This window comes from Reyranella sp., from assembly GCF_004297405.1.
Taxonomy (GTDB): Bacteria; Pseudomonadota; Alphaproteobacteria; order Reyranellales; family Reyranellaceae; genus Reyranella.
Genome location: NZ_SCVC01000032.1, coordinates 34,764 through 60,000, shown reverse-complemented (window position 1 = coordinate 60,000; position 25,237 = coordinate 34,764). Strand labels below are relative to the sequence as shown.

Genomic DNA, 25,237 nt, shown 5'->3' with positions numbered 1-25,237 from the left:
TCTTTCCTGAGTTCAGCCGCCGAGGAGTTCCATGGCGCGGTCCAAGGTCACGACGCGGTCGTCGAGCAGCGCCGCCGTCATCGCATCCTCGGCGCGATGGTCCGGCAGGCTGAACGGATCGGCATTACCTAGCCGGTGGTCGATGACCAGACGGGACAGCAGCAGGCGGCGAGCGTCGCCGCCCTTCTCGCCGAGCCGCGCGCCCTCTGCCGCCATCAGCGCGGCGCTGGTCGCGTGGTAGAGGCCGCTGGCGGCCTTGCGGCACGAGGCCTCGGCCTCCGGCTGCTTCGACACCTTCTCGGCGAAGTCGACGGCGCGGTCGACGAGCTGCGCGACACGGCCGCGGAACTGGCCGGGGATCGGCGCACTCTCGATATCCTTGTGCAGGGCGGTGGCCAGCGCCTCGTGGGCGCGTTCCTTGCCGACGGCGCGGCGCACGATGTCGAGCGCGTTGACACTCGACGTGCCCTCCCACAGGAGGCCGAGATGGGCGTCGCGCACCAGCTTGGCGTTGCCCCAATCTTCGATGAAGCCGTTGCCGCCGCGCATCTCCATGGCACCGGTCGCCACCGTGATGTTGTCGCGGCTGGCGCGATATTTCAGCATCGGCGTCAGGATGCGCAGCTCCGCCTCATTGCCTTGCGTCATCGCCACCGCTGCGGCGAGACCGACCGACAGTGCCTGCTCGGTCGGCAGCATCAGCTTCAGGAGCTGGCGCCGCGCCATCGGATGGTCGATCAGCGTGCGGCCAAAGGTGGTGCGGTGGCGGGCGACCTGCAGGGCCTCGTTGAGGCAGCGGCGCATCATGCCGGCGGCGCGGAAGCCATGGCTGAGACGCGACAGGTTCACCTGGTCCATCATGTGCTTCAGCCCGCGGCCCTGCTCGCCCATCAGGTAGGCGACGGCGCCTTCCATGATGGTCTCGCCGGCAGCCATGGAGCGCGAACCCATCTTGTCCTTGAGCCGCACGACCCGGTAGCGGTTGCGGCTGCCGTCATCGAGACGGCGCGGCATGGCGAAGATCGAGAGGCCGGCATTGCCGGCGGGTGCCCCCTCGCAGCGCGCCAGCAGCAGGATCACGTCGTGATCGACGCAGGAGCAGAACCACTTGTCGCCCCACAGCTCCCAATGGTCGCCGACCTTGCGTGCGGTGAGCGCATTGCCCGAGACGTCCGAGCCGCCGGCCTTCTCGGTCATGAACTGTGCACCCTTGAGGAGCTGGCTCATGTCCTGCGTGATCATGCGGTCGACGAAACGCTTCTTGGTCGCCTCGTCGCCGTACTTCTGGATCAGCATGGTCGAGGTGTCGGTGACGGAGAGCGGGCAGAGCAGCGCGAACTCCGCCTGCGCGAAGATGTACTGGAAGGCGTACTTCACCAGCGGCGTCACCGGCTCGTGCCAGCCCAGCACCGGCTTGTGCGACATGGCATGCAGGCCGAATTCGCCGAACCCGATCTGCTCCATCTCGCGATAGGCCGGGTGATACTCGACCCAATCCTCGTCGCGCCCGAAGCGGTCGCGGAAATGCAGGATCGGGGTGCGCTTGTCGGCCTGAAGCGCGAGCTCATCGAGCCGATTGCCGGCGATTCCGCCCAGCCGCTCGAAATGCGGCGTGAAATGCGCCAGGGCGGCGGGATCGAGGTGCAGTGACAGCAGGTCCTGCACCGAGCGGTCAACCGACCAGAAGTTGAGACCACGACAATCCGGAGCGATCAAGTCGGAGCGCGACATCGGCCGCTCGAACGCCATCTTCGTCAGGGTATTCACGCGCTTTCCCTCCAGAAATTCGGAGGGAAACTGCGCCATAAACAGTGGTTCATAAATCGAGTTATCGGTAATCTGGAATTGACTAATTCTCAACTCAAGACGACCTATGATCCCTCGCCTGCCCCCTCTCAACGCCCTGCGCGCCTTCGATGCCGCAGCCCGTCGCCTGAACTTCGCCCGCGCGGCGGCCGATCTCGCGGTCACGCCCGGCGCGGTCAGCCGGCAGATCCAGGCGCTGGAAGCGTCGCTCGGCGTTCGCCTGTTCACGCGCGGCAACCGCGCAGTCGAACTGACCGCGCGCGGCCAGGTCTACGCCCGGCAGGTGCAGGAAGCCTTCGACCGGCTCGGCCTCGCGACCGAGCAGCTCCGCGGCCGCGACCCGCAGGGGCCGCTGGCCATCTGCGCCTATCCGACCTTCGCCATGCGCTGGCTGATGCCGCGCTGGCGACGGTTCCACGACATGCACCCAGCCATCGACCTGCAGCTCACGACATCGCTGGCGCCGGTCGATGTCGCGCGCGACGGCTTCGATGCGGCCGTGCGAATTGGTGACGGTAACTGGCCGGGCCACGGTGCGGTCTGGCTGGCGGCAGTCGAGGTCTTTCCCGTCTGCAGCCCTGCCCTCGCGGCGCGGCTACGCGACGCCACCGACCTTCGCCATCATGTCCTGATCCACTCCGACCCGCGGCCCGACGACTGGCCGCGCTGGCTGCAGGCCGCAGGGGCTACCGGCGTGAACGGCGCGCGAGGCCCCCGTTTCGAGACGATGAGTCTCGCCTTCCAGGCGGCCATCGAAGGCGTCGGCGTCGCCATGGGCGTAGGCTGCCTGGTGGCTGAAGACCTGGCGCTCGGCAGGCTCGTGCGGCCGCTCGCCTTCACCCATCGCAGCAAGCGCGAGTTTCACCTCGTCTATCCGTTGGCGCGCGCCAACGATCCCAGGCTCGCGGCCTTCCGTGGCTTTCTTGCCGCCGAAGCCGAGGCGACGACGTAAAAGCCTGCGCTACCAGTCGCTGGAGCGCACCATCTTCATCAGATCGTCGGCCATGGTGAGCGCCGTCAGCACGCCGGTCTTGGGATTGTCCGGCATGGCGCGGCCCAGGCGCTCCAGCTTCAGCTCGCCGGAATCGGAGACAACCTCGAGGCGGCTTCCGTTTGTGCCCGGTGGCAGGGTGGGATCGGCCACCAGCTCGATCTCGGTACGGTCGAGCCCGGCGCCGCAAAGCGCGACCGTGACCGCGAGATTGGCGTTCTTCGGGTAGAGGCGGCCGGCATCGGCGGGCTTGCCCCGGAAAATGACTGTCGGCTCCTTGATCGCCGGCAGGTCGAATTCCTTTTCCGCCGGCGTGCCGCTCCAGGCATGCGGTGGCTTGATCGAGATGTATTTCACGCGCTCCAGTTTGCCGAGCCGCATGGCCAGCAGGCCGTCCAGGCCCGCGATGGCTCCCGACGGCAGACGCAGCCGGGCGCCGCCCTTCTCCGCCGCCTTCACGTGCTTTCGCCACAGGACCGGGTCGCCATAGGCGCCGGTCGCGATCACCATGAAATCGATCCCCTTCTTCAGGATCTCCTCGCCCCAGTCGCGCACCGCCTGCTGGCTGGCGGCTTCGACCACGACGTCCGGCTTGAGCTTCAGGAGCGCCTTCAGCGTGTCGACGACGGCAACCTTCTTGCCGACGGCCTTCTGCGTCGCCTTGACCCGGCCGGGTCGGACCAGCACGCCGACGATGTCGATCGGCGGCTTCTTTTCGCGAAATACGTCGAACAGCATCTGGCTGATGGCGCCATAGCCGATCAGGGCGATCTTCAATCGCTTGTTCTTCGCCATTTTCTCCCCCAGCCGGCGTCGTTCCGCAGGACTATAGCGGCCCGGCGCGGCCCTTGCGACCGCGGGGGGCGGCAGCTATAAACCCGCCCTCGCCGCGCGGGGTGTCTCCGTTTCTGACGGAGTGTAGCTCAGCCTGGTAGAGCACTAGCTTCGGGAGCTAGGGGCCGGAGGTTCGAATCCTCTCACTCCGACCAATAAAACGCCGGGAGACCGGCGTTGTGGCGAGACCAACGGCGCGCAGCAATGCGCGCCGTTTTTCGTGGTTCGGAAGAACCTAGCAGGGGCCGTGAAGGTCCCTGTCGGACAGTTACATCTTGGGGAGGATGGCGATATCCGTCACCGGCCCGCCAACGCCCTCGATCTTGGCGACCGCGGTGGCCTTGCCTGTCGCCAGGTCGATCGACCAGAGCTGATCGCCCGTCATTGCCCAGGCTTCGTTCTTGGTGCCGTCGGACCAGATGTCGAAGGCGATGGTGTCGACCTTGGCGCCCAGCATCCCGACGGTATTGAGGATGCCGTCGTTCGGCGGCGCCTGCTTGACCAGGGCGCCCGTGCCCGCATCGATGTCGAACAGCGCCGTTTCCTTGGTGCCTTTCACCGAATTGGTGTAGGCGCCGGCGACCACCTTGGGCGTCTTGCCCTTGGCAGCGTCCGTTTCCGCGAACTTCAGGCTGCCGTCCTTGACGACCTTTCCGTCGTCGACGTTGACACGCAGGCTGGTGCCATCGCTGCCGATGACACGAAGGCGATCCGCCGCGGGATTGAAGTCCACCGTCGCGACGACGCCGGCCGGCAGCATGGTTTCCATCTTGGACTTCATGGTCGCTTTGCCATCCATGCCGATGGTGTAGAGCGTGCCGTCCGCCGCCAGGGCGTAAAGCATGCCATCTGCCGGACGGACGTCGATCCCGAGCAAGGGACCGGAGACACCAGAAACCTTCATGCGCTTGGTCGCCTTCTTCGCCGTCGTGTCGACGATGGCGATGGTGTCGTTGCCGATCAGGGCCGCGACGTCGGCGGCCTGTGCCGCGGTCGCCAGCGTTACGGTGACCGCCGAAGCGGCCAGAAATGCCTTCACTGTCATCACGATCACTCCCGGTTCGTTGCAGACCCAGCAGCGGGTCATGTTGCGGTTACTGGTCGGGAGAAGCCTTTGGATGCCATTCGAAGAAGAAACATTTTCTTCGTTACCGGCTGCATCCAATTGGCCGATTCGGCCGGTACAGTGTTCAGGCGTAGACTGGCCGGATGGGCTCGGAGGCAGGACGGATGACAGCGGACGGTCGGCACAAGGCGGGCAGTCGATGACGGTCGCACCGGCGTCATCTGGCGACTCGGACCACTCTTTGACCGCTGAAGCGGAGATTTCCGCCGCCGTCGTCCGGTGCGCGAGCGGCGACCGGCTTGCGTTGCGGATCATCTATGACCGCGAAGCCGCCCGAATGATAGGCGTGGCAATGCGCATCCTGCGCCGCAAGGACCTCGCCGAGGAGGCGACGCACGAGGCCTTCCTGCGCATCTGGCGCAGTGCACAAAGCTTCGATCCGGCACGAGGTACCGCCCGTGCCTGGCTCTTCGCCATCGTCCGCAACCAGGCCCTGACGAGCCTGCGCAACGAGCAGCGCTTCGACGCCGAAACGCTCGATGAAAGTCACGAACCGGACCTGACGGCTGCGGTATCAAGGCTGCCCGAGTCGAGCGCGTTGCGTCGCTGTCTCCAGCAACTCGACACTGGCAGGCGCAGCGCCATCGTCCTGGCCTACGTCCATGGCTTCAGCCACGGCGAGCTCGCCGGACGGCTGGGCGTGCCGCTCGGCACCGTGAAAAGCTGGGTCCGCCGCGGCCTTCGCTCCCTGCAGGAGTGCATGGGATGACGCCGGCGCGCGACGACAGCCCCCTCGCCGCCGAGTACGTCATGGGTTTGCTTGACGCCGAGGCCCGTGCCGAAGCCGAACGCCGGATTGCCTCCGACGCCGACTTCGCGCGCCAGGTCGAAACATGGCGCGCCCGGTTCTCCCCGCTCGACGATACCGCCGAGGAAATCGTGCCAGCACACGATCTTTGGCAGCGAATCGAAGGCAGCCTTTCCAAGGAAGCGCCCGTTGCGCAGGTTCCTGCTGTCGGCATGATCGGTCGCTTCTGGAGAAGCGTTGCCGCGCTGCGGATCGCGACGCTGGGCAGCACGCTTGTGGCCGCCTTATTAGCCGTCGTTGCCGTGGTAACCCTGCAGCACGCTCAGCAGGTAGCCGCGCGCAAGCCAATCTACGTGGCGATCCTGATCGACGATGCGACCCGGCAAGCGGGTGCGGTCGTGAACGCCTTTGCCGACGGCCGCGTCGAGATGATCCCGCTGGTCGACATGAACGTCCCCCAGGGACGGGCACTCCAGGTGTGGACACTGTGGAACAGGGAGATCGGCCCCCGTTCGGTTGGACTGCTCTCCCGAGCGAGGGCGACCCAGCTCGATCTCGAAAAGCTGCCGGGGACGACCGCCGATCAGTTGTTCGAGATCACGCTAGAACCCGCGGGCGGTTCGCCGACCGGCCGCCCGACGGGGCCGATCCTCTACAAGGGCACGACCACACGAGCGTTGTGAGTTCAGGCGACCAGTGGAAAGTGACAGGCGACCTCGCGGCCCGGCGCGATCGCACGTAGCGGCGGCACCTCGGTGGCGCAGCGCGGCTCGGCAAGCGGACAGCGGGTTCGGAAACGGCAGCCCGAGGGTGGGTCGAGAGGCGATGGCGGATCGCCGGGCTTGAGCTTGGTGTCCCCTAGCGGGAGGTCCGGATCCGGCTCCGGGATCGCGGCCATGAGGGCGGCGGTATAGGGATGCGCGGGCGAGGCGAACAGGTCTTCCGAACTCGCCACCTCGCACAACTTGCCGAGATACATCACGGCGACCCGGTCGGAGACGGACTTCACCACCGCCAGGTCGTGAGCGATGAATAGCAAGGTCAGCCCGAAGCGCGCCTTCATGTCTTCGAGCAGATTCAGGATCTGGGCGCGGATCGAGACGTCGAGGGCGGAGACCGGCTCGTCGCAGACGATCAGGCTGGGCTCCAGCACCAGTGCGCGGGCAATCGCGATGCGCTGGCACTGCCCGCCGGAGAATTCATGCGGCCGGCGGTTCCATACCAGATCGGGGTCGAGGCCGACGGCTTCCATGACGGACCGCACGCGCCGGGTCCGCTCTGCCGCATCGGCGACGCCGGAGACGATCAGCGGTTCGGCGATGATCTCGGCCACCTTGCGACGCGGATTGAGCGAGGCAATCGGGTCCTGAAAGATCATCTGCAGCCGCGGTCGCACGGCGCGCAGCGCCTTCCCTCGCAACTGTGTGAGTTCGTTGCCGTCGAACAGGACGCTGCCGCCCTGCGGCGGCGGCAACTGCAGCAGCGCGCGCGCCAACGAGGACTTGCCCGAACCCGACTCACCCACCAGTCCCAGGGTTTCGCCGTCGCGGACCGTGAGCGTCACACCGCTGACGGCATGGACGCGCCGACCGCCACCGACTGGATACTCGACCACGAGATCGCTGATGCGGAGGAGATCGTTCATGCGCCGTTCGCCAGCGGATGGAAGCAGGAAAAGCCGTGGCCGCCCTCGCGGGTCAGCATCGGCTGCTCGGCATCGCAGCGTTCCGTGCGGTAGCTGCAGCGCGGCGCAAAGGCACAGCCGCCGGTTCGCCGCGCAAGGTCGGGCGGGCGGCCTGGAATAGCGGTGAGCCGCGTATGGGTGCGGTCGCTCAGCCGCGGCAGGGAACGCAGTAGCGCTTCGGTATAGGGCATGCGCGGCGTGCGGAAGATCTCGCGCGTCGAGGCCGCCTCCACCGCGCGGCCGGCATACATCACCATGATGTCGTCGGCGCGGCTGGCAGCAACGCCGAGATCGTGAGTGATCAGGATCATTGCCATGCCGCGCTGGCGCTGCTCGCGCTGCAGCAGGTCGAGAATCTGACGCTGTACCGTGACGTCGAGTGCCGTGGTCGGCTCGTCGGCGATCAGGAGCTTGGGCGCGCAGGCAATGGCAATAGCGATCGCCACCCTCTGGCGCATGCCGCCCGAAAGCTCGTGCGGATACTGCCTTGCCCGACGTTCAGGCTCGGGGATGCCGACCTCCGACAGCAGTTCGACAGCACGCCTGTCCGCGGCGGCCCGGTCGAGGCCGCGATTGAGCCGCAGGCCCTCGCCGATCTGGCGGCCGATCTTCGTCACGGGATTGAGCGAGGTCATCGGGTCCTGGAACACGATGCCGATCTCGCTACCCAGGACGCGACGGAAGTCAGCAGGCGACAACTTCCGGAGGTCCCTGCCCTCGAACACCACCTGGCCCTCGACCTCGACGCCCGTCGTCGCGCTCACCAGACCGATCAACGACCGCACCAGGACCGACTTGCCCGAGCCGGACTCGCCGACGATGCCCAGCGTCCGCCCTTCGGCGAGTTCGAACGACACGCCATCGACGGCCCGCACGACGCCGCGCACCGTCGTGAAGCCAACGCGTGCATCGCGCACGGAGAGAAGCGGTTTGTTGGTCACGACAGCCAGCTCATAGCGCGGACCTGCGCGGATCGACCATGTTGCGCACAATGTCGCCCACGAAGTTGAGCGACAGCACGGTGGCGAACATCACCGCCGCCGGAATCAGCGCCGTGTGCGGGGCGACGTCGAGCGCCTCTCGGCCATCGGCGATCATGCCGCCCCAGCTCGGTTGCGGCGCCGGAATGCCGAGGCCCAGGAAGGAGAGCGCGCCCTCGGCCACGATGATCACGCTGATCGCTACCAGCCAGAAGGCGAACATCGGCGGCAGCAGGTTGGGCAGGATCTCGCGCGTCAGGATGCGCCAATTGCTGGCGCCGATGGTGCGGGCGGCCAGCACAAAGTCGCGGTTGGCCCAGGCCAGCGTGTTGGCGCGCGACACCCGTGCTGCCGCCGGGATCGACAGGATGCCCAGCGCCAGGGTGACGTTGAACAAGCTCTGTCCGAGATAGGCGGTGAAGGTGAGCGCCAGCACCAGTGCAGGGAATGCCAGCAGCACGTCGATGAAGCCAACGGCCAGCAGATCGATCTTGCCGCGGAAGTAACCGGCACTCATGCCAATCGCGCCACCGACCAGGAAACCCAGGAACGGCGCGCAGATACCGACGATCAACGAGGTGCGGGCGCCGTAGATGATGCGCGAGAGCATGTCGCGCCCGAGATTGTCGGTGCCCAGCAGATACTCGGCCGAGGGCGGCTTGCGACGCAGGATGAGTTCCTGGGCGGCCGGATCGGGCAGGCCGATCCAGTCGGCGGTAATCGCCAGGAAGACCACCAGCAGCAGCCAGCCGAGCGGCAGGACGAGCGCCCAGTGCAGGCGCCGCCGCGGCCGCGAGGCGGGTGCTGCCGCGAGAGTGGACTTAGTTGCGGAAACGGACATGACGGACCCGCGGATCGAGCACGGCGTAGAGCATGTCGACCAGGAAGTTGATGATCACGAACCCCGCGGCGATGAATGACACGGTGCCCTGCACGAGGATGAGGTCGCGGTTGAAGATGCCGCCCAGCAGCAGGCGGCCGACACCCGGCAGCGCGAAGATCTGTTCGACGATCACGGCGCCGCCGATCAGCCCGCCGATATTGAGGCCCAGGACGGTGATCAAGGTGAACGATGAGGGGCGCAGCGCGTGCTGCAGCAGCACGCGCCAAGGCGGCAGGCCCTTGGCGCGCGCCAGCAGGATGAAGTCCTCCTTGAGCGTCGTGAGCAGGTCGGAGCGCAGCACGCGCATCAGCACCGTCCACTCGATCAGGCCCAAGGTCAGGGCCGGCAGGATCATCGATTCGAGATTGTCCCACAGCCCATCCGACAGCGGCGAGAAGCCGGTCGCCGGCAAAAGGTCGAAACTCACGGAGAACAGGTAAATCAACACGATGCCCAACATGAAGTTAGGCATCGCCAGGAAACCGAAGGCCGCCGAGGCGGAGATCCGGTCGAACCACCCGCCCGGCTTGCGTACCGACAGGAGAGCGACCGGGATGGCGATCCCGAGCGCCACCAACTGGGCCAGCACCATCAGCTCGAGCGACACCGGCAGGCGGTCGGCAATCGCCTGCGCCACCGGCTCGCCGTTGCGGTAGGACCGGCCGAGATCACCGGAGAGTGCAGACCCCAGCCAATCGAAGTAGCGCACCAGCATCGGCCGATCGAGGCCGAGATCGGCACGCAGGCCTGCAATGTCCTGCGGCGTTGCCAGCGTCCCCAGGATCACGATCGTCACGTCACCCGGCAGGATATTGACGATCAGGAACGTGACCAGGGTGACGCAGAACAGCACGGCCACCAGCCGCAGCAATTGGCGTGCGAGCCAATGCATCGAGACTCCTTACGCGGTGTCGACGGCTACTTGGAGAGCCAGGCTCCCTCGACCTGCACGGCACCGCCCCGCAGCGCCGGAATGCCGTGCACGTTCTTGCGGGTGATGGCGAAGTCGATGTTGCTGCCGCTCCACAGCCACACCGCGTCGTCGTTCAGGATCTTGATCAGGTCGCAGTAAGCCTCTTTGCGCTTGTTCTCGTCGAGGCTGGTGCGACCAATCAGCAGCAGACGGTCGACTTCCGCATTGTTGTAGCCAGAGAAGTTGATCGGGCTCTTGGAGTGGAAGTTAGCGAACATCTGCGGATCGACATCGGCCAGATCGATGATGCGCCAGCCGGTGACCTGGAAGTCGCGGCTCAGCGCTTCCTTGACGAGCTGGGTCTGGTCGACCGGCTTGATCTCGACATCGATGCCGACCTTCTTCATGTCGGCCTGGAAGACCTGTGCCCCCTCACGGCCACGCGGCGTGGCGGTGACGGTCATGGTGAGCTTCACCGGCTTGCCGTAGTCGGCGATCAACTTCTTGGCAGCCTCGGGATTGTAGCCCAGCGTGCCGGTGTCCTTGCAGACGATGCCGGACGACGGCGCATACGGATCGTCATAGACCGGGCGCAGGTTCTGGCTCAGCACCGCGGCATTGGCCTTGCGGTTCAACGACATAGAGACAGCCTGCCGCACGCGCTTGTCGTTCAGCGGCTCGCGCTGGGTATTGAGCGGGATTACCAGCGCGCCGCTGCCCACCCATTGCAGGACCACGAGGTTCTTGTCCTTCTTGGCCTTGACGATGTTCTCGGCGCGATCCTCCCAGACCACCTGCACGTCGCCTTTGACCAGGCTGGCGTAGCGGGCGTCGGAGTCGGGCAGCGGCCGCACGGTCACGCGGTCGAGATAGGGCTTGTCCTTGTCCCAGTAGTCCGGGTTGCGCTCGGCCACCAGACGGTCCGCCGCACGCCACTCCTTGAACACGAACGGGCCAGTGCCGACCGGATTGCGGTTGTAATCGGCGCCCTTCTCGTTGGCCTGCTTCACGGAGATGATCAGCGTCACCACGGTGGGCTGGGCCAGGGTCCTGGGCAGCGCCGCATTGGGTCCGCGCATCTTGAAGACGGCGGTCAGGTCGTCCCCGACCTCGACCTTCTCGATGGCGATATAGGCGCGGCCAGCGAAGCGGTTGGCCGGATCGAGCAGGCGGTTGAAATGGTCGGCCACCGATTGGGCGGTGAATGGCGTGCCGTCATGGAATTTAACGCCGGGCCGCAGCTTGGCGACCCAGACGCTGCCGTCCTCGTTGGGCGTCATGGACAGGGCGAGTGCGGGGATGAGGTTACCCTTGTCGTCGAGCCGCATCAGCGTGTCGTAGATCAGCGACGCCGCCGTGACCGTCGAATTGGAATAGACGCCGGCGCGGATGGGATCGAACCCTTCGAAATCGCTCTCGACGCCGATGGTGAGCGCACCGCCGCGTACAGGTGCCGATGCCGGCGCCTGTGCCAGAGCGGGCGCCGCAATGCCGGCCGCCAGAGCCGCTACCAGACCGAACCTGCGTGAAAATAGTCTCATCCTGCCCTCCGATGATCGCGCCGTTAACCGGCGTCGCACTATGGAGCGGGACGATAGCGCGGTGAGCGCCCGCAGCCTAGAAGGGATTGTGTCGCGACCCCTGCAGCTGGCCTACATGCAATAGGCTTGCGCCGCGACGACGGCGTTGAGGCCCTGCATTTCCTGAGGCGACAGGTTCGAGGGGTTGAGCAGGTTACCGCTGACACTCACCGACTGGTTCGACTTGCGCAGGCCCAGGATCGCGTTCTCGCGCTGGTCCGCCGGGATGCGCGCAATGATGCACTGGCACGTCTGCTGGGAGGCCGTGACCATGCATTCGCGCATGAGATCGTCGGCCCGTGCAACGGTCGACAGGCTCACGGCCAGACCCGCGACAAGAGCAACACCAGAAACAAGGGCGATCACACGCATGGAAGTCTCCAAAAGAAGGCCACCATCATACACGGACTGCCCCGGCGTTTCAGCCGATCAACCAGTTCCGGAGCAGGCCAAACAAGCCGGTCGCGAATAATATGGCCAGGGCCACGTTACGGTAGAGCCTCTCGCTGGCAAGGCCGTGAAACATCCGGCCACCGGCCCAGGCTCCCAATGCCATGACCGGGAACAGCACGACCGCCCGCACCAGTGCATCGACGCCCGCCACCCCCGTCGCCAGCACGATGACGATCAGCAGGAACTGCGTCAGGAAATAGTAAGTAACGATGTTGGCGCGATTGACCTCGGGCGGGTCCTTGCCGGAGAGCAGGTAGAGCAGCACCGGCGGGCCGCCGACACTGGTCGTGGCCATCATCGCGCCCGACAGCGAACCAACGATCACCGTCGCCACGGTCGAGCGCTTGCCGTGATACTTCCAGCCCGTCCACATCAGGACGACGAAGCCCACGATGACGGCCGAGACAGCTGTCACGATCGTGTTCTTGTCGACGCTTGCCAGCAGCCAGACTCCGAGCGGCATGGCGGCACAGGCGGCGATGCTCATGGGCGTCAGCACCTTCCAGTCGGCGTGCTTGCGCACCTGCGGAAAGAGCTGCAGCGAGACCACGAGCTCGATGGCCACGACGGTCACGACCATCTCGGCCGAGCCGAAGAGGATCGCGAAGATCGGCGCCATCAGCATGGCCGAGCCGAAACCGGCAAAGCCACGCATCAGGCCGGCGATCAGAGTGACACCGATGGCGGTCCACAGGCCGGTCTCGGCGAACAACGACTGGATATAGGGGAGCATGAAACAACAACTTCGAAACGAGAGGCGGACGACGACAGCCCGCGGCTCTTTAAGAGCGGCGGGTCAGCAGGTAAGTCGAAGCGCGGCCAGTCGTTTCATGCGGCGTGGACCATCGACGATCTGTTGCTTGCGGTCAACGGCAATGGAACATCAGGCGCGTTTGCCTTGGCCCTCGCCGGTCTTGTCGCGCAGGCGGCGCATGCCGCGCAGCCAGCGGTCGCGGTCGAGCTTGCGTGCCATGTAGTCCTTCACCTCGGCGTGCGGCAGGATCAGGAAGCGCTCCTCGTCCATCGCCTCGATCACGCTCTGAGCGACCGCCTCGGTGTTGAGCACGCCATCGACCGACGCCGCGGTGGCGCCGGCCATGCGCAGCATGTTGGTATCGACCGCCTGCGGGCACAGGACCGAGACGCGGATGCCGCGATCGCCGTACTGGATGGAAAGATGCTCAGCCAGGGCCACGCCGGCATGCTTGGTGACGCCGTAGGGCGCGGAGCCCATCGAGGCCAGCAAGCCAGCGGCGCTCGCGGTGTTGAGCAGATAGCCCTCGCCCCGCTTCAGCATCTGCGGCACCAGCGCCCGCGCGGCATAGACATGGGCCATGACGTGGATTGCCCACGAATCGGCCCAGTCCTTGTCAGTGGCATCCTCGTGGCCGCCACGGCCAATACCGGCATTGGAAAAGAAGACGTCGATCTCGCCGAACTTCTTTTCGGCTTCGGCAATCAGGCGCTTCACCTCGGCTTCCTTGCCGATGTCACCGGCCACCGCGAGCGCACCGATATCCTTGGCGACCTTGTCGAGGCGGCCGGCATCCATGTCGGCCACGATGACGCCCCTGGCGCCTTCCTGGGCGTAACGCCGCGCAATCGCCTCGCCGATGCCACCCGCCGCGCCGGTAACGACGCAGACCTTGTCTTTGACTTTCATGCGTTCCTCCTTTGCCGGGGGCGCGCCAATCCAGTGGCGCGATCTTCATTGGTCACGAGCTTGATCGCGCGACTGGAGTCGCGCGCACCCAGCTACCCCCAGCTTTGCGCGATCAGTTCGACATACTGCGCCTTGGTCGGCTGGCGTGGCGTCGAGAGATGGCAGTGGTCGCCCATCGCGCCGTCGGCGATCTTCTCGACCTCACCTTGAGCCAAACCCATCGCACCCAGGCCCTTGGGAATGCCCAACCGCTCGTTCAGCCCGGCGACCGCGTTCGCCACGCCTTCGGCGTTGCCCTCACGCTCGGGCAGGCCCAGGACCTGCGCCACCTTCTTGAACTTCTCGCCGACGGCTGGCTCGTTGAAGCGCAGTACCGCCGGCAGGTAGATCGCGTTCAAGGTGCCGTGATGCAGCCGATATCCCTTGAGACCACCGGTTGGATGGCTGAGCGCATGCACGGCGCCCAGGCCCTTCTGGAAGACCATGGCGCCTTCCATTGCAGCCATCGCCATATTGTAGCGCGCCTCGCGGTCCTGCCCGTCCTTGGTCGCACGCTCGACGTACTTCCACGCCTTCTCCAGACCATCGAGCGCGATCGAATCGGCCGGCGGATTGAAGACGTTGGCCAGGAAGCATTCGATATTGTGCGTGAAGGCGTCCATGCCAGTGCCGGCCGTGAGATGCGGCGGCAGGCTCAAGGTGAGTTCCGGATCGATCAGCGCCAGCCTCGGAATGAGATACGGGCTGCCGATGGCGAGCTTGCGGCCGGAGTCCATGATGATGACGCCGCCGCGGCTCACTTCGCTGCCGGTGCCCGAGGTCGTGGGAATGGCCACGATCGGCGCCACGGCTGCGGTGATCTTGGCCGCGCCGCCTTCGACGAAAGAATAAGGCTGCAGCGAATTGCCGGGATGCGTCGCCATCAAGGCAACCGCCTTGGCGAGATCCATCGGCGAGCCGCCACCGATGGCGATGATGCCGTCGCAGCCTTCATCCTTGTAAATCTTGAGCGCGTCGCGCATCGCCGCTTCGGTCGGGTTTTCCGGAGTACCGTCATAGATGGTCAGCGGCATGTTGCCCGGGAGCTGGTCCTTCACCTTCGCCCAGAGGCCTGCCGAGATGACGCCCTTGTCCGTGACGACCAGCGGCCGGCGGATGCCGAGGAGCTGCAGTTCGGCGTCCAGCAACTTCAGTGCGCCGAAGTCGAACTGAATGCGCGTCAGATAGGTGATCAAGGCCATCCGCTATTCCCTCTCGATTTTGCCGCGAGCCTACGCGAGAAGAAGCGGATGAGCGATACTCTTGTCTTGCGCGTCGCAACACTTGCCGATGCGTCGAAGATCCTGGCGACCATCACCGCTGCCTTCGAGCAGTATCGCGGCAAGCTGGTGCCCCCCTCCGGTGCGTTCCAGGAAACCGTTGAAGCGATCGCGGCGGAGCTGGCCAAAGACGCCGGCGCAATCGTCGCGGAGCGAAACGGCGAAATACTGGGCTGCGTCATGACCTATGAGGTCGAGGGCGATCTCTACTTCGGCCGACTTGCCGTGGTGCCGGTAGCGCGCGGCACAGGGCTCGCCCGGCGGCTGATCGAGGCCGTGGAAGCCGATGCTCGACGACGCGGCCTGGCCGGTGTTCGCCTCGGCGTCCGCGTCGCGCTCACCGAAAATCAGCGCCTCTTCCTGTCGCTCGGCTACCGCGAAATCTCACGCGAGGCGCATCCCGGGTTCGATTATCCGACCTCGATCAACATGCGCAAATCTCTGGTCTAAGCCTCTTGGCAATCCCGGTGTCGCGGAGGATAAAATCGCCTCCATGAGCACCCCTGCTAGCAATCGCGCGCCCCTCACCGGTCCTTCTGCCTGGCACGGCAAGGATATCAAGGACTCCAAACGCTGGATCCGCGACCTGCCGCCCGAAGTCGGCGAGGAATTCGATGCTGCGCTCAAAGGATTGCGCGGCATGGAGTGGTCGGAGATCAGGGCCGAGGACGTCTGGCTGCCGAGCCTGGGCGAATTGTGGGACGATATCGCCGACGAACTCGAGAATGGTTGCGGCATCGTCAAGCTGCGCGGCTTCCCGGTCGATCGCTACAGTGAAGAGGATTTGCGCCGGCTCTACTTCGCCATCGGGACGCATATCGGCACGCCTGTATTCCAGAACCGCACCGGCGAGCTGATGCGCCTCATCCGCGACGAGGGCGCCCATGTCGGCCGGACCTACGGCGAAACCAAGGACGAGAAGGGTTCGACCTTCCTTTCCTCCTACGCCCGCACCCTGACCAACGGCGGCCTGCGCTTCCACACCGACCGCACCGACGTGGTCGGCCTGCTTTGCGTGCGCCAGGCGCTCGCCGGCGGCGTCAGCAAGCTCGCCAGCACGCCGGCGATCCACAATGCCATCCTCGAGCGCCGGCCCGACCTGCTCGAAGTGCTGTTCCAGGACTACTGGCGCAGCCGCTTCGGCGAAGAAGGCACGACCAAGGATGGCGAGGGAACGACCAAGGAGACCGCCTACCCGCTGCCGATCTTCGGCCTGCGCGATGGCAAGTTCACCTCGCACTACTCCCTGACGTTCATCGAGGCCGCCCAACTGGCGCCCAACGTGCCGAAGCTTACGGATGCCCAGCGCGAAGCCATCGAAATGCTCATGGCGACCGCCGAGGAACTCTGCTTCGAGATGACTCTCGAGCCGGGCGACCTGCAGCTCATCAACAGCCACGTCACCTATCACGGGCGCACGCCGTTCGAGGACAATGCCGCGAGCGGCAACGACCGCATGCTGATGCGGCTCTGGCTGACCATGCGCAACAACCGGCCGCTGCCCAAGGGCCATGAAATCCTGTGGCAGGATATCGAAGCTGGCCAGCCGCGCGGCGGTATCCGGCAAGTCGCCGGCTAGGTGACCCTGGAAGAGATGCGCGCCGCGATCGTCGGCGCGTTTCCCGAACACGCGTCCGCGTCGTTCAGCCTCCTGACGCAAGGTTGGGACAGTGTCGCGGTCGATGTCGACGACCGCCTGATCTTCAAGTTTCCGCGTCACGACGAGGCGCGCCGCCGGCTGATTGTCGAGTCGAGCGTGCTCGACATCGTGCGCCCGGCCGTCTCCCTGCCCGTTCCGTACCTCACCTTGCATGGCACGCCGCCGACGCAGTTTTCACGCCACGACAAGATCGCGGGCGAGCATCTCATGACGGCGGCGTACGAGCGGCTGCCCGAACCGGACCGCCAGCGCCTGGCCTGCGACCTCGCCCTCTTCTACGCCGAGCTGCACCGACTGCCAGCGAACGACATGGCGTCAGCCGGCGCCGTGCCCATCAAGGCCTGGCTGCCGCCCGACGACATTCTGCAGCGAACCTGGCCTGTGCTTTCGGAAGAACTTCGGGCCTATGCCGAACGAACGATCGCAGCCTGGCAGAAGCTGCCGGCCGATCCCCATGGCACGATCTATGGCTTCTTCGACGGCCACGGCTGGAACATGGCGTTCGACCATGCGCGCCGGCGTCTGAATGGCCTCTATGATTTCGGCGATTCGGGCTTCGGCCCGCTCCATCAGGAGTTCATCTATTCCAACCTGATCGCGGCCGACCTCACGACCCGGATCGTGACCGAGTACGAAGTTCTCGCCGGTCGCACTCTGGATCGCGAGCGTATGGCTTTGTTGAATAACGTCTGGCGGCTGTCGGAGCTGGCCGAGCTCGCCCAGGATCCCGTTCACGCCGCGGCGGCGCTCGAAGCCGTCGCGGCGTGCGCCCGAGAGTGACCGCTCAGCCGGCCTCGCTGGTGATCACGTTGCCGAACAGCTTCCAGGTGTCACCCTCGAAGCGCTGCAGCTGCATCGACTGGATGGGATAGAAATCCGTCGCGCTGGTGTTGAGCTTGATGCCTGGCAGCAACAACGGGATCTCGACGTCCTTCATGCTGGCGACCTGCTTCATCAGGTTCTCGCGCGTCAGCTCGTTGCCGCAACGCTTCAGCACTTCCTGCATCGTTGCCGCGACCGCATAGGCATAGGTGTAGAAGGCATCGCCCTGGTTGGCGGCCGGCATGTACTTGTCCATGAAGGCCTTCCACTGCACGAAGTCGGGCGACTTGGCCCACTGTGCATCCGTCGGGTCCTTGTAGTAGGCCGCCGTGATGATGCCCTGGCAGTTCTCCAGGCCGGCCGGCTTCAGGACCGAGTCGACCGAGATCGAAACGTTGACGAGATAGAAGGAGGGCTTCCAACCGATGTCCGCGGCCTTGCGGATCGCCTGCGACGCATGCTTGGGCGTGGCGTGGCAGAAGAAGACCGTGGCGCCGGAGCTCTTGAGCTGGATGATCTGGCTCTCGACCGTGGGGTCAGTCACCTCGTAGCTCACGTTGGATACAACGAGCTTCTCGTTCTCCTTGCCGAGACCCTTCATGAAGCCCGAGACGTAATCCTTGCCGGAATCGTCGTTGAGCCAAAGGATGCCGATCTTCTCTCCCTTGTGCTGGTCGAGGATGTGCTTGGCGTAGATGGCGCTTTCGGTGATGTAGTCGGGCTGCCAACCAATGGTCCAGGGATACTGCTTTGGGTTGCCCCACTTCGATGCGCCAGTGCTGACGAAGAGCTGCGGCACCTTCTTCTGGTTCATGAACTTGTGGATGGCGGTATTGCACGCCGTGCCGAGCGTCTGGAAGGTCGCGAAGACCTTGTCGTTCTCGACGAGCTTGCGGACCATCTCGACCGTCTTCGGTGGCGAGAAGCCATCATCGTAAGTGATGAAGTTGATCTTGCGGCCGTTGATGCCGCCCTGATCGTTGACCATCTTCCAATAGGCTTCGATGCCCTTGCCGATGGTGCCGTAAGCCGAGGCTGGGCCGCTATAGGGTCCGGTGTGGCCGAGTTTGATCTCGGTGTCGGTGACACCGTCGGAATACTTTTTCTGCGCGAACGCTGCCTTGGTACCGGCAAACCCTGCCAACACTGACGCACCGCCTACGAAACTACGCCTGTTGATACCCACGGACGATTCACTCCCATTGTTGAGATCGTCCGAAAGCTTGTCGGGTATCGGCAGCGAAAAGAAGGCCGAACGCGCGCCACCTTCCACCATACGATCAGACTTGCGCCAGAAGGCTCGCGCTGCGGTGTGTCGACGCCCCTTCCGCAGCCGCCGCCAGGGTAACGAAAGCCAGACTCGGTGACGTTTCGCCTGAGTAAAGTCGCTTATGGGCGAGCCGGAGATTTCCGTCGCGTCCCGCTGGCCCGTGCAGGCTCCACCAGCCGCCGCGCTGCCCGGGCCGCGACATCGGCATAGCTGCGATCTCCGTGCATCAGCATCAGGATCATCGCGCCCTCCATGAGCACCATGATCTCTTTGGCGCATTGCCCAGGTCCGGCAACGTGCCGACTGGCCAACTGATCGGTCAGCCAGTGCTCGGTCACGTTCTTGGCGCGACGAGCGATGGCCCGTGCCGGATGTCCCGGCAGGTCGGCAAGCTCGACGACCACGCGCGTGAACCCCGAGCCCGACCAGCCCGGCGTAGCGGCCCACTCCGCGAGCTGACCGAAGAACGAGTCGAGCATCGGCCCGACGGCAGGCGGAAAATGTCGCGCGATGACCTGCAGCCGGGCCAGGTCGAAGTCGCCTTGGCCGTGCAGCGCCGCGGCGAGCAGATCGTCCTTGCTGCGGAAATGCGCATAGAGCGTCCGCTTGGTAATGCGGGCGCGGGCCGCAATCTCGTCGACGCCGACGCGGGCGAAGCCGCGCCTGTAGAAGAGATAGTAGGCGGCTTCGACGATCCGCCGCCTCGTGTCACCGGCTTGCCTTGGCATCGGGCCATGCCTCCGCAGTTCGCGGTATACCGACTAGTGAGTTTACTTGTGCTCCCCCATCCGCGCCAATCGGGTGTCGATTGGCAGACCGGGGGATGTCGCCATGGTGACGTCGATAACAGTGAAGTCGGTCGATGTTCGGGCGGTCTCCGTACCGCTGCGGCGGCCTGTCGTTTCCAAGGTCGGCCGCTTCGACAACTGGCCGATGATCCTCATCGACTTGCATACGAGTGGGGACATCGTCGGCCGCAGCTATCTGGAACCCTACCTCGTGAACTCCGTGCGCTACATCGCGCCGGCGATCCGCGACCTCGCCGCAGCCTGCACGGGCGCGGCGCTATCGCCGCTCGATGCCTTCCAGACAAACCGCCGATCGCTCAACCTCGTCGGCTACGGCGGCGTCGCCGCCATCGCCGTGGCGGGACTCGACATGGCGTTGTGGGATGCGCTGGCCAAGGCAGCAGGACTGCCGCTCGCAACCCTGCTGGGCGGATCGCTCGGTCCGGTTCCTGCCTACAACAGCAACGGGCTGTGGCTGACCGATGTGGGGACACTCGCCGAGGAGGCAGCCTCGCTTGTGGCCGAAGGCGGCTTCGGCGCTCTGAAGCTTCGCCTCGGCCGCGACCGCCTGGCCGACGACCTGGCAGCCATCCGCGAAGTGCGCAAGGGAGCCGGCGACGAGGTCAAGCTGATGGTGGACTTCAATCAGGGTCTGTCGCTGGGCGACGCTCTCATGCGCTGCCATGCCCTCGACGACCAGGGCCTCTATTGGTTCGAAGAACCCATCGTCTACGACAATCTGGCGGGCTACGCCCAGTTGGCCCGCGAGCTCAGGACACCGCTCCAGCTCGGAGAGAATTTCTACGGACCACGCGATCTGTTCGCGGCGATCAAGGGCGGTGCTGGCGACTATGTCATGCCCGACCTCATGCGCATCGGCGGGGTCAGCGGCTGGCTGCGCGCCGCGCCGATCGCGGCAGCGGCCGGCATCCAGATTTCAACGCACCTCTATCCCGAAGTGTCGGCGCACCTGATGCGTGTAAGCGAGACCGCGCATTGGCTGGAATGGCAGGATTGGGCGGACCCGATCCTCAAGGAACCTTTCGCCGTGAAGGCGGGGTACGTCGAAATTCCAGAGCGGCCCGGGACAGGGATCGAGTGGAACGAAGAGGCAGTGACGCGCTATCGCATCGCTGCCTGACGCCGGCGAATCACTGCAGCGCTACGACCGCCCTTCCAGCCGCGCTCGCTCGCGATGGAAGAGTTCGATCACGGCGTCCATGACGGCGCGCACCCGCGGCAACGCACGCAGATCGCGATGTACGAGAAGCCACTGGTCGGCGAAGACTTCAGCAATGACTCCGCCCACGCGCTTCAAGGCCGGGTCCGGGTCGCCGAGATAGCAGGGCAACACGGCGAGGCCCGCACCGGCGCGCGTCGCCTCGTGCAACACCAGCCAATTGTTGCCCCGCACCGCTAACCGTCGGCCGGCCAAACGCTCGAGCAGCCATTGCTGACCCGGCATGTAGCCGTGGTCGTCGTCGAAGCCGAGCCAGGGGTGGTCGACGAGGGCTGCCACCGGATCGGCCTTGGCCGGGCGGCCTACCGGAAAATCACGGGCCGCGTAGATCGCGTAGGCAACGCGACCCAGCTTGCGCGCCACGATGCCGCCCAGCTCCGGCACCTGCTCGCGGATCAGGAGATCGGCCTCCCGCCGCGACAGGTTGGCCAGCGTATGGCTGGCAATCACCTCGAATTCGATCTGCTTCAGCTTTCCGCGTAGCTCGGCGAGGTGGCGGGCGATCAGGGCCGCCATCGCCTCGCCCGCGGAGAGCCGCACCGTGCCGCTCACCGTATCGCTGAGGCCTGCACTGCGGCGGTGGATCGAATGGGCGGCCTTCTCCATCGCCTCGGTATCGGCCAGCAGCTCCTCGCCGGCGCTGGTCGGCACGAAGCGATCGGGCAGCCGCTCGAACAGTCGGGCACCGATCTGCCTTTCGAGCACCGCCACGCGGCGCGACACGGTCGGATGGCTGACGCCCAGCGCCCGGGCCGCCGTGGTCAGCGTGCCTTCGCGCGCCAAAGCGAGGAAAACGCGGAGATCGTCCCAGTTGGGGTCCATGTACAGAATTGTACAGCGACTTTTCCATTTTGTGGACTGACGAATAGGGATGTTCGACCTAGCATTCTCCCATGCACATCGAACCGCGCCTGCTCGTGTTCACCCGGGGCGTCCGCGCCCGCATCACCGCTACTGTCGCCGTTGGCCTGCTGGGCGTCGGGCTCGGCATTGCCCGCCTCGCCCTGTTGGGCTGGCTGATCGGCCAGGTCTTCGCGGGCAAACCTCTGCAGGAGCTGGTGCTGCCGGTGATGCTGATCGCCGTCGTTATGGTGCTGCGCGGCGGCGCCGAGCATTGGCGCGCTGTCATGGCACACGAGACGGCGGCGAGGGTTCAGAAGGCGCTGCGCCGGACACTCTACGACAAGGTGGCCTCGCTTGGACCAGGAACGGTCGGCCGCCAGCGCTCGGGCGGCCTCACGCTTTCGATGATCGATGGCGTCGAACAGCTCGAAACCTATTTTGGCCAGTTCCTGCCGCAGTTCATGATCGCACTGCTTTCGCCTTTGCTGATCTTCGTTGTCGTCGCCTTCATCGACCTGCCAGTCGCGACGGTGATGCTGGGCTTCGCATTGCTGGCCCTGTTCGCCCCCGCGCTCTGGCACAAATGGGACGTGCGGGCCTCGATCGCGCGCATGACGGCGTACAAGTCCTTCGCGGCCGAATTCCTTGACTCCATCCAGGGCCTCGCGACGCTCAAGGCCTTCGGCCAGGGCAAGGCGCGCGCCGACAAGCTCGAAGTCGAAGCACGCGATCTCTTCCGCCGCACCATGTGGGTGCTGGGCACCAACTCGCTGGCGCGCGGCATCACCGATACGTCGATCGCCGGCGGTGCCGCCGCAGCGCTGATCTACGGCGCCTCGAGGGTCGAAGCCGGCGCCATGTCGCTCACCGCCCTGCTGGTGATCCTGATGCTCGGCATCGAGATCTTCCGGCCGATGCGCGAACTGCGCTCCGTGTTGCACCAGGGCATGGTCGGCCTCTCGGCGGCGCAGGGCATCTATCGCATTCTCGACGACAAGCCTTCCGTGGCCGATGCGCCACCGGCAACGCTCAGCACGGTGCTGGCCCCCACTATCACTTTCGAGAACGTGCGCTTCGCCTATCCTGGCACGCGCCGCACCGTGCACGACAACCTCACCTTCACCGCAGCCGCCGGTGAGCGGCTGGGCCTGGTCGGCTCCTCGGGCGGCGGCAAGTCGTCGATCGTGCGTCTGCTGCTGCGCTTCTACGATCCCGACCAGGGCCGCATCCTGCTGGGCGGCCATGATCTGCGCTCGCTTTCCTTTGCACAGATCCGTTCCCTGATCTCGGTGGTGAACCAGGACACGTTCCTGTTCCATGGCACGGTCGAGGAGAACATCCGGCTGGGCAAGCCGGGCGCATCACAGGAAGAAATGGAGGACGCTGCCCGCGCCGCCAACATCCACGAGTTCATCCTGAGCCTGCCGCAGGGCTATCAGACGGTGATCGGCGAGAAGGGCATCAAGCTCTCTGGCGGCCAGCGCCAGCGTCTGGCGATCGCCCGCGCTCTGTTGCGCGACACGCCGATCCTGGTGCTCGACGAAGCGCTCTCCGCCGTCGATGCCGAAAACGAGGCCGTGATCCAGGAAGCGCTGGACCGCCTGATGCAAGGCCGCACGACGATCATCCTGGCCCATCGCCTGTCGAGCGTCATCGACTGCGATCGCATTCTGGTGCTCGACCGTGGCCATGTCGCCGAGGAAGGCAAGCATGGGCCGCTGATGAACCAGGGCGGCGTCTATGCCCGGCTGATGGCCGAGCAGGCGCGTGAGCAGCAAGTCTCCGCGGCAGCCGACGTGATCGACGTTCCGACCCGCGCCGAGACCGTCGCCAATACGCCAGGCGGCGCGGTGAAGCTGGTGACCGAAGGCATCATCAAGGCCGAGGGGCTCACCTGGTATCAGGTGGTCGCGGCGCTGATGAAGGTCATCATGCCGTGGAAGGGCAAGCTCACTGCGACCTTCATCCTGGGTGTGTTGCGCGTTGTCGCCTTCATCGGCATCGGCGTGCTGTCGGCGCTGATCGTACTGGCGCTCAAGAACCACCAGCCCTATGGCGGGCTCGCCATCGCGCTCGCGGTGCTGGCGCCACTCTCTGGCCTGCTGCACTGGCTGGAATCCTGGTTGGCCCACGACATGGCCTTCCGCCTGTTGGCCGAGATGCGCATCGACGCCTTCCGCAAGCTCGACGCGCTGGCCCCGGCCTATCTCACACGCCGCCGCACAGGCGATCTGATGGCGCTGGCCACCCACGATATCGAGCTGGTGGAATACTTCTTCGCCCACACCGTGGCGCCGGCCTTCGTCGCGATCCTGGTGCCGGCCGTCGTGGTCGCAGCACTCGCCACAGCCAACGGCTGGCTCGCGCTTGCCTTGGTGCCGTTCCTGCTGGCGGTGGGCCTCAGCCCCTTCCTGATGCGAAAGCGCGTCGACAAGCTCGGCAGCCAGGCCCGCGAAGCCGCTGGTGAGCTGGGCGCCTTTGCCGTCGACTCGGTACAGGGTCTGGGCGAGATCGTGGCCTTCCAGCAGGAGAACTTGCGCGGCGACAAGCTCGACCAGCTCTCGCAGCGCCATATCTCGCTGCGTCTGCCCTTCTTCAGCGAACTCACGCTTCAACATGCGATCCTCGAAGTGCTGACCGGACTGGGCGGCCTGGCGGTCGTCGTGGTCGGCGCGGTCCTGTCCGCGCAGGGTGCGCTCGATCCGGGCCTGCTGCCGCTGATGACCATCCTTGCAATGGCGGCCTTCCTGCCGGTCTCCGAGATCGCGCAGATCGGCCGCCAGCTTGCCGACACGCTGGGCGCGACCCGTCGTGTCTATGCGCTGGCCAACGAGCCGATCCCGGTACGCGACGGCCCCGGCGTCCCGGTCACGCGAGGGGCAGCCGCCCTTTCGCTCGAAAAGGTGACCTTCACCTATCCCGGCCAGACGCGCCGCGCGCTGAGCGAAGTCAGCTTCGACATTCCTGCCGGCAAGACGATTGCCCTGGTCGGCACCTCGGGCGCCGGCAAGACGACGACCGCGCAGCTCCTGATGCGCTTCTGGGATCCCGACTCCGGCCGCATCCTGCTGAACGGTGCCGATCTCAAGAACTACAAGCTCGATGCCCTGCGTGGTCTCGTGGCCCTCGTCGCGCAGGACACGTACCTGTTCAACGACACGCTGCGCGCCAACATCCTGATCGCTCGGCCCGACGCCACGGAAACCGAATTGCAGGCCGCCATCGAGCATGCATCGCTCAGCGAACTCGTGGCCGCCCTGCCCGAAGGTCTCGACTCGCCGGTCGGCGAACGTGGCACCAGTCTCAGCGGTGGCCAGCGCCAGCGAGTCGCGATCGCCCGCGCCTTCCTCAAGGATGCGCCGATCCTGATCCTCGACGAAGCGACCTCGCATCTCGATGCGGTGAACGAACAGGCCGTGCGGCGCGCGCTCGACGTGCTGAAGGCCGATCGCACCACCATCGTGATCGCCCATCGCCTCTCGACCGTGCGCGATGCCGATCTGATCGTGGTGCTCAACGAAGGCCGCGTAGCGGAAAGCGGAACGCACGCTTCGCTCCTTGCGCGTGGCGGACTCTACGCACGATTGGTTTCACGCCAGCTTGCCGCCGTCTACGCGCCCGCGGCACAGTGAGG

Annotated in this window: 23 protein-coding genes and 1 tRNA gene; 9 read left to right on the top strand and 15 right to left on the bottom strand. The window is 65.6% G+C overall.

Going from position 1 to position 25,237, the window contains the following annotated elements:
* Positions 1–12: 12 nt before the first annotated feature.
* Positions 13–1,767, bottom strand: a complete 1,755-nt coding sequence (locus EPO50_RS20330) for an acyl-CoA dehydrogenase family protein (RefSeq protein ID WP_367268056.1) — start codon at positions 1,765–1,767, stop codon at positions 13–15.
* 106 nt (positions 1,768–1,873) lie between these two features.
* Between EPO50_RS20330 and gcvA the strand changes: the two genes are divergently transcribed.
* Entirely contained in the window at positions 1,874–2,758 is an 885-nt protein-coding gene (gene gcvA, locus EPO50_RS20325; protein ID WP_296346878.1) for a transcriptional regulator GcvA, read from the top strand.
* 9 nt (positions 2,759–2,767) lie between these two features.
* Here the strand turns inward: gcvA and EPO50_RS20320 are convergent, their stop codons facing one another.
* The gene (locus EPO50_RS20320) at positions 2,768–3,592 is read right to left on the bottom strand and encodes an aspartate dehydrogenase (protein WP_296346876.1); all 825 of its coding nucleotides are present in this window, start codon (positions 3,590–3,592) and stop codon (positions 2,768–2,770) included.
* Positions 3,593–3,709: 117 nt separating this feature from the next.
* Here EPO50_RS20320 and EPO50_RS20315 point away from each other — a divergent pair.
* Positions 3,710–3,786 (top strand) — tRNA-Pro (locus EPO50_RS20315).
* A gap of 113 nt (positions 3,787–3,899) precedes the next feature.
* On the opposite strand, the gene EPO50_RS20310 is transcribed toward EPO50_RS20315, so the two are convergent.
* The gene (locus tag EPO50_RS20310; RefSeq protein ID WP_296346874.1) at positions 3,900–4,676 is read right to left on the bottom strand and encodes a DUF4394 domain-containing protein; all 777 of its coding nucleotides are present in this window, start codon (positions 4,674–4,676) and stop codon (positions 3,900–3,902) included.
* Positions 4,677–4,896: 220 nt separating this feature from the next.
* Here EPO50_RS20310 and EPO50_RS20305 point away from each other — a divergent pair, with 220 nt between their 5' ends.
* Together EPO50_RS20305 and EPO50_RS20300 are read left to right on the top strand one after the other, a co-directional pair.
* Positions 4,897–5,466: a sigma-70 family RNA polymerase sigma factor gene (locus EPO50_RS20305; protein WP_296346872.1), complete on the top strand. Its 570-nt coding sequence runs from the start codon at positions 4,897–4,899 to the stop codon at positions 5,464–5,466.
* Positions 5,463–6,188, top strand: a complete 726-nt coding sequence (locus EPO50_RS20300) for an anti-sigma factor (protein WP_296346870.1) — start codon at positions 5,463–5,465, stop codon at positions 6,186–6,188. Before EPO50_RS20305 ends, EPO50_RS20300 begins: the two co-directional genes overlap by 4 nt.
* 2 nt (positions 6,189–6,190) lie before the next feature.
* On the opposite strand, the gene EPO50_RS20295 is transcribed toward EPO50_RS20300, so the two are convergent.
* The 9 genes from EPO50_RS20295 to EPO50_RS20255 form a co-directional block, all read right to left on the bottom strand.
* Positions 6,191–7,150 carry an ABC transporter ATP-binding protein gene (locus EPO50_RS20295; protein ID WP_296346868.1) on the bottom strand — a complete coding sequence of 320 codons (960 nt, stop codon included), beginning with the start codon at positions 7,148–7,150 and terminating at the stop codon, positions 6,191–6,193.
* The gene (locus EPO50_RS20290; protein ID WP_296346866.1) at positions 7,147–8,130 is read right to left on the bottom strand and encodes an ABC transporter ATP-binding protein; all 984 of its coding nucleotides are present in this window, start codon (positions 8,128–8,130) and stop codon (positions 7,147–7,149) included. The genes EPO50_RS20295 and EPO50_RS20290 overlap by 4 nt, the downstream gene beginning before the upstream one ends.
* 10 nt (positions 8,131–8,140) lie before the next feature.
* A complete protein-coding gene (locus EPO50_RS20285; protein WP_296346864.1) occupies positions 8,141–9,010 on the bottom strand; it encodes an ABC transporter permease in 870 nt (289 codons plus the stop codon).
* On the bottom strand, positions 8,991–9,944 hold the full coding sequence (locus EPO50_RS20280) for an ABC transporter permease (protein WP_296346863.1): 954 nt from the start codon (positions 9,942–9,944) through the stop codon (positions 8,991–8,993). Before EPO50_RS20280 ends, EPO50_RS20285 begins: the two co-directional genes overlap by 20 nt.
* Positions 9,945–9,970: 26 nt before the next feature.
* Positions 9,971–11,506 carry an ABC transporter substrate-binding protein gene (locus tag EPO50_RS20275; RefSeq protein ID WP_296346861.1) on the bottom strand — a complete coding sequence of 512 codons (1,536 nt, stop codon included), beginning with the start codon at positions 11,504–11,506 and terminating at the stop codon, positions 9,971–9,973.
* Positions 11,507–11,617: 111 nt separating this feature from the next.
* Positions 11,618–11,917: a hypothetical protein gene (locus EPO50_RS20270; protein ID WP_296346859.1), complete on the bottom strand. Its 300-nt coding sequence runs from the start codon at positions 11,915–11,917 to the stop codon at positions 11,618–11,620.
* 49 nt (positions 11,918–11,966) lie between these two features.
* Positions 11,967–12,731 (bottom strand): sulfite exporter TauE/SafE family protein, encoded by a 765-nt coding sequence (locus tag EPO50_RS20265; RefSeq protein WP_296346857.1) that lies wholly within the window; start codon positions 12,729–12,731, stop codon positions 11,967–11,969.
* A gap of 150 nt (positions 12,732–12,881) precedes the next feature.
* A complete protein-coding gene (locus tag EPO50_RS20260; protein ID WP_296346855.1) occupies positions 12,882–13,661 on the bottom strand; it encodes an SDR family oxidoreductase in 780 nt (259 codons plus the stop codon).
* A 92-nt stretch (positions 13,662–13,753) separates the two neighbouring features.
* On the bottom strand, positions 13,754–14,902 hold the full coding sequence (locus EPO50_RS20255; RefSeq protein ID WP_296346853.1) for an iron-containing alcohol dehydrogenase: 1,149 nt from the start codon (positions 14,900–14,902) through the stop codon (positions 13,754–13,756).
* A 48-nt stretch (positions 14,903–14,950) separates the two neighbouring features.
* Between EPO50_RS20255 and EPO50_RS20250 the strand changes: the two genes are divergently transcribed.
* Genes EPO50_RS20250 through EPO50_RS20240 form a run of 3 tightly spaced genes read left to right on the top strand, consistent with a single transcriptional unit; the run spans position 14,951 to position 17,420 of the window.
* Complete coding sequence (locus tag EPO50_RS20250) at positions 14,951–15,430, top strand: GNAT family N-acetyltransferase (RefSeq protein ID WP_296346851.1); 480 nt, start codon at positions 14,951–14,953, stop codon at positions 15,428–15,430.
* A gap of 43 nt (positions 15,431–15,473) precedes the next feature.
* The gene (locus tag EPO50_RS20245) at positions 15,474–16,559 is read left to right on the top strand and encodes a TauD/TfdA family dioxygenase (RefSeq protein ID WP_296346849.1); all 1,086 of its coding nucleotides are present in this window, start codon (positions 15,474–15,476) and stop codon (positions 16,557–16,559) included.
* A complete protein-coding gene (locus EPO50_RS20240) occupies positions 16,560–17,420 on the top strand; it encodes a phosphotransferase family protein (RefSeq protein ID WP_367268055.1) in 861 nt (286 codons plus the stop codon).
* 4 nt (positions 17,421–17,424) lie between these two features.
* Here the strand turns inward: EPO50_RS20240 and EPO50_RS20235 are convergent, their stop codons facing one another.
* Both EPO50_RS20235 and EPO50_RS20230 read right to left on the bottom strand, forming a co-directional pair.
* On the bottom strand, positions 17,425–18,648 hold the full coding sequence (locus EPO50_RS20235; RefSeq protein WP_296346847.1) for an ABC transporter substrate-binding protein: 1,224 nt from the start codon (positions 18,646–18,648) through the stop codon (positions 17,425–17,427).
* A gap of 203 nt (positions 18,649–18,851) precedes the next feature.
* Positions 18,852–19,460 carry a TetR/AcrR family transcriptional regulator gene (locus tag EPO50_RS20230; RefSeq protein ID WP_296346845.1) on the bottom strand — a complete coding sequence of 203 codons (609 nt, stop codon included), beginning with the start codon at positions 19,458–19,460 and terminating at the stop codon, positions 18,852–18,854.
* A gap of 103 nt (positions 19,461–19,563) precedes the next feature.
* Here EPO50_RS20230 and EPO50_RS20225 point away from each other — a divergent pair, with 103 nt between their 5' ends.
* A complete protein-coding gene (locus tag EPO50_RS20225) occupies positions 19,564–20,661 on the top strand; it encodes an enolase C-terminal domain-like protein (protein ID WP_296346843.1) in 1,098 nt (365 codons plus the stop codon).
* Between the two features lie 21 nt (positions 20,662–20,682).
* On the opposite strand, the gene EPO50_RS20220 is transcribed toward EPO50_RS20225, so the two are convergent.
* The gene (locus EPO50_RS20220) at positions 20,683–21,582 is read right to left on the bottom strand and encodes a LysR family transcriptional regulator (protein WP_296346841.1); all 900 of its coding nucleotides are present in this window, start codon (positions 21,580–21,582) and stop codon (positions 20,683–20,685) included.
* 71 nt (positions 21,583–21,653) lie between these two features.
* Between EPO50_RS20220 and EPO50_RS20215 the strand changes: the two genes are divergently transcribed.
* Positions 21,654–25,235 (top strand): ABC transporter ATP-binding protein, encoded by a 3,582-nt coding sequence (locus EPO50_RS20215; protein ID WP_296346840.1) that lies wholly within the window; start codon positions 21,654–21,656, stop codon positions 25,233–25,235.
* Positions 25,236–25,237: the final 2 nt, after the last annotated feature.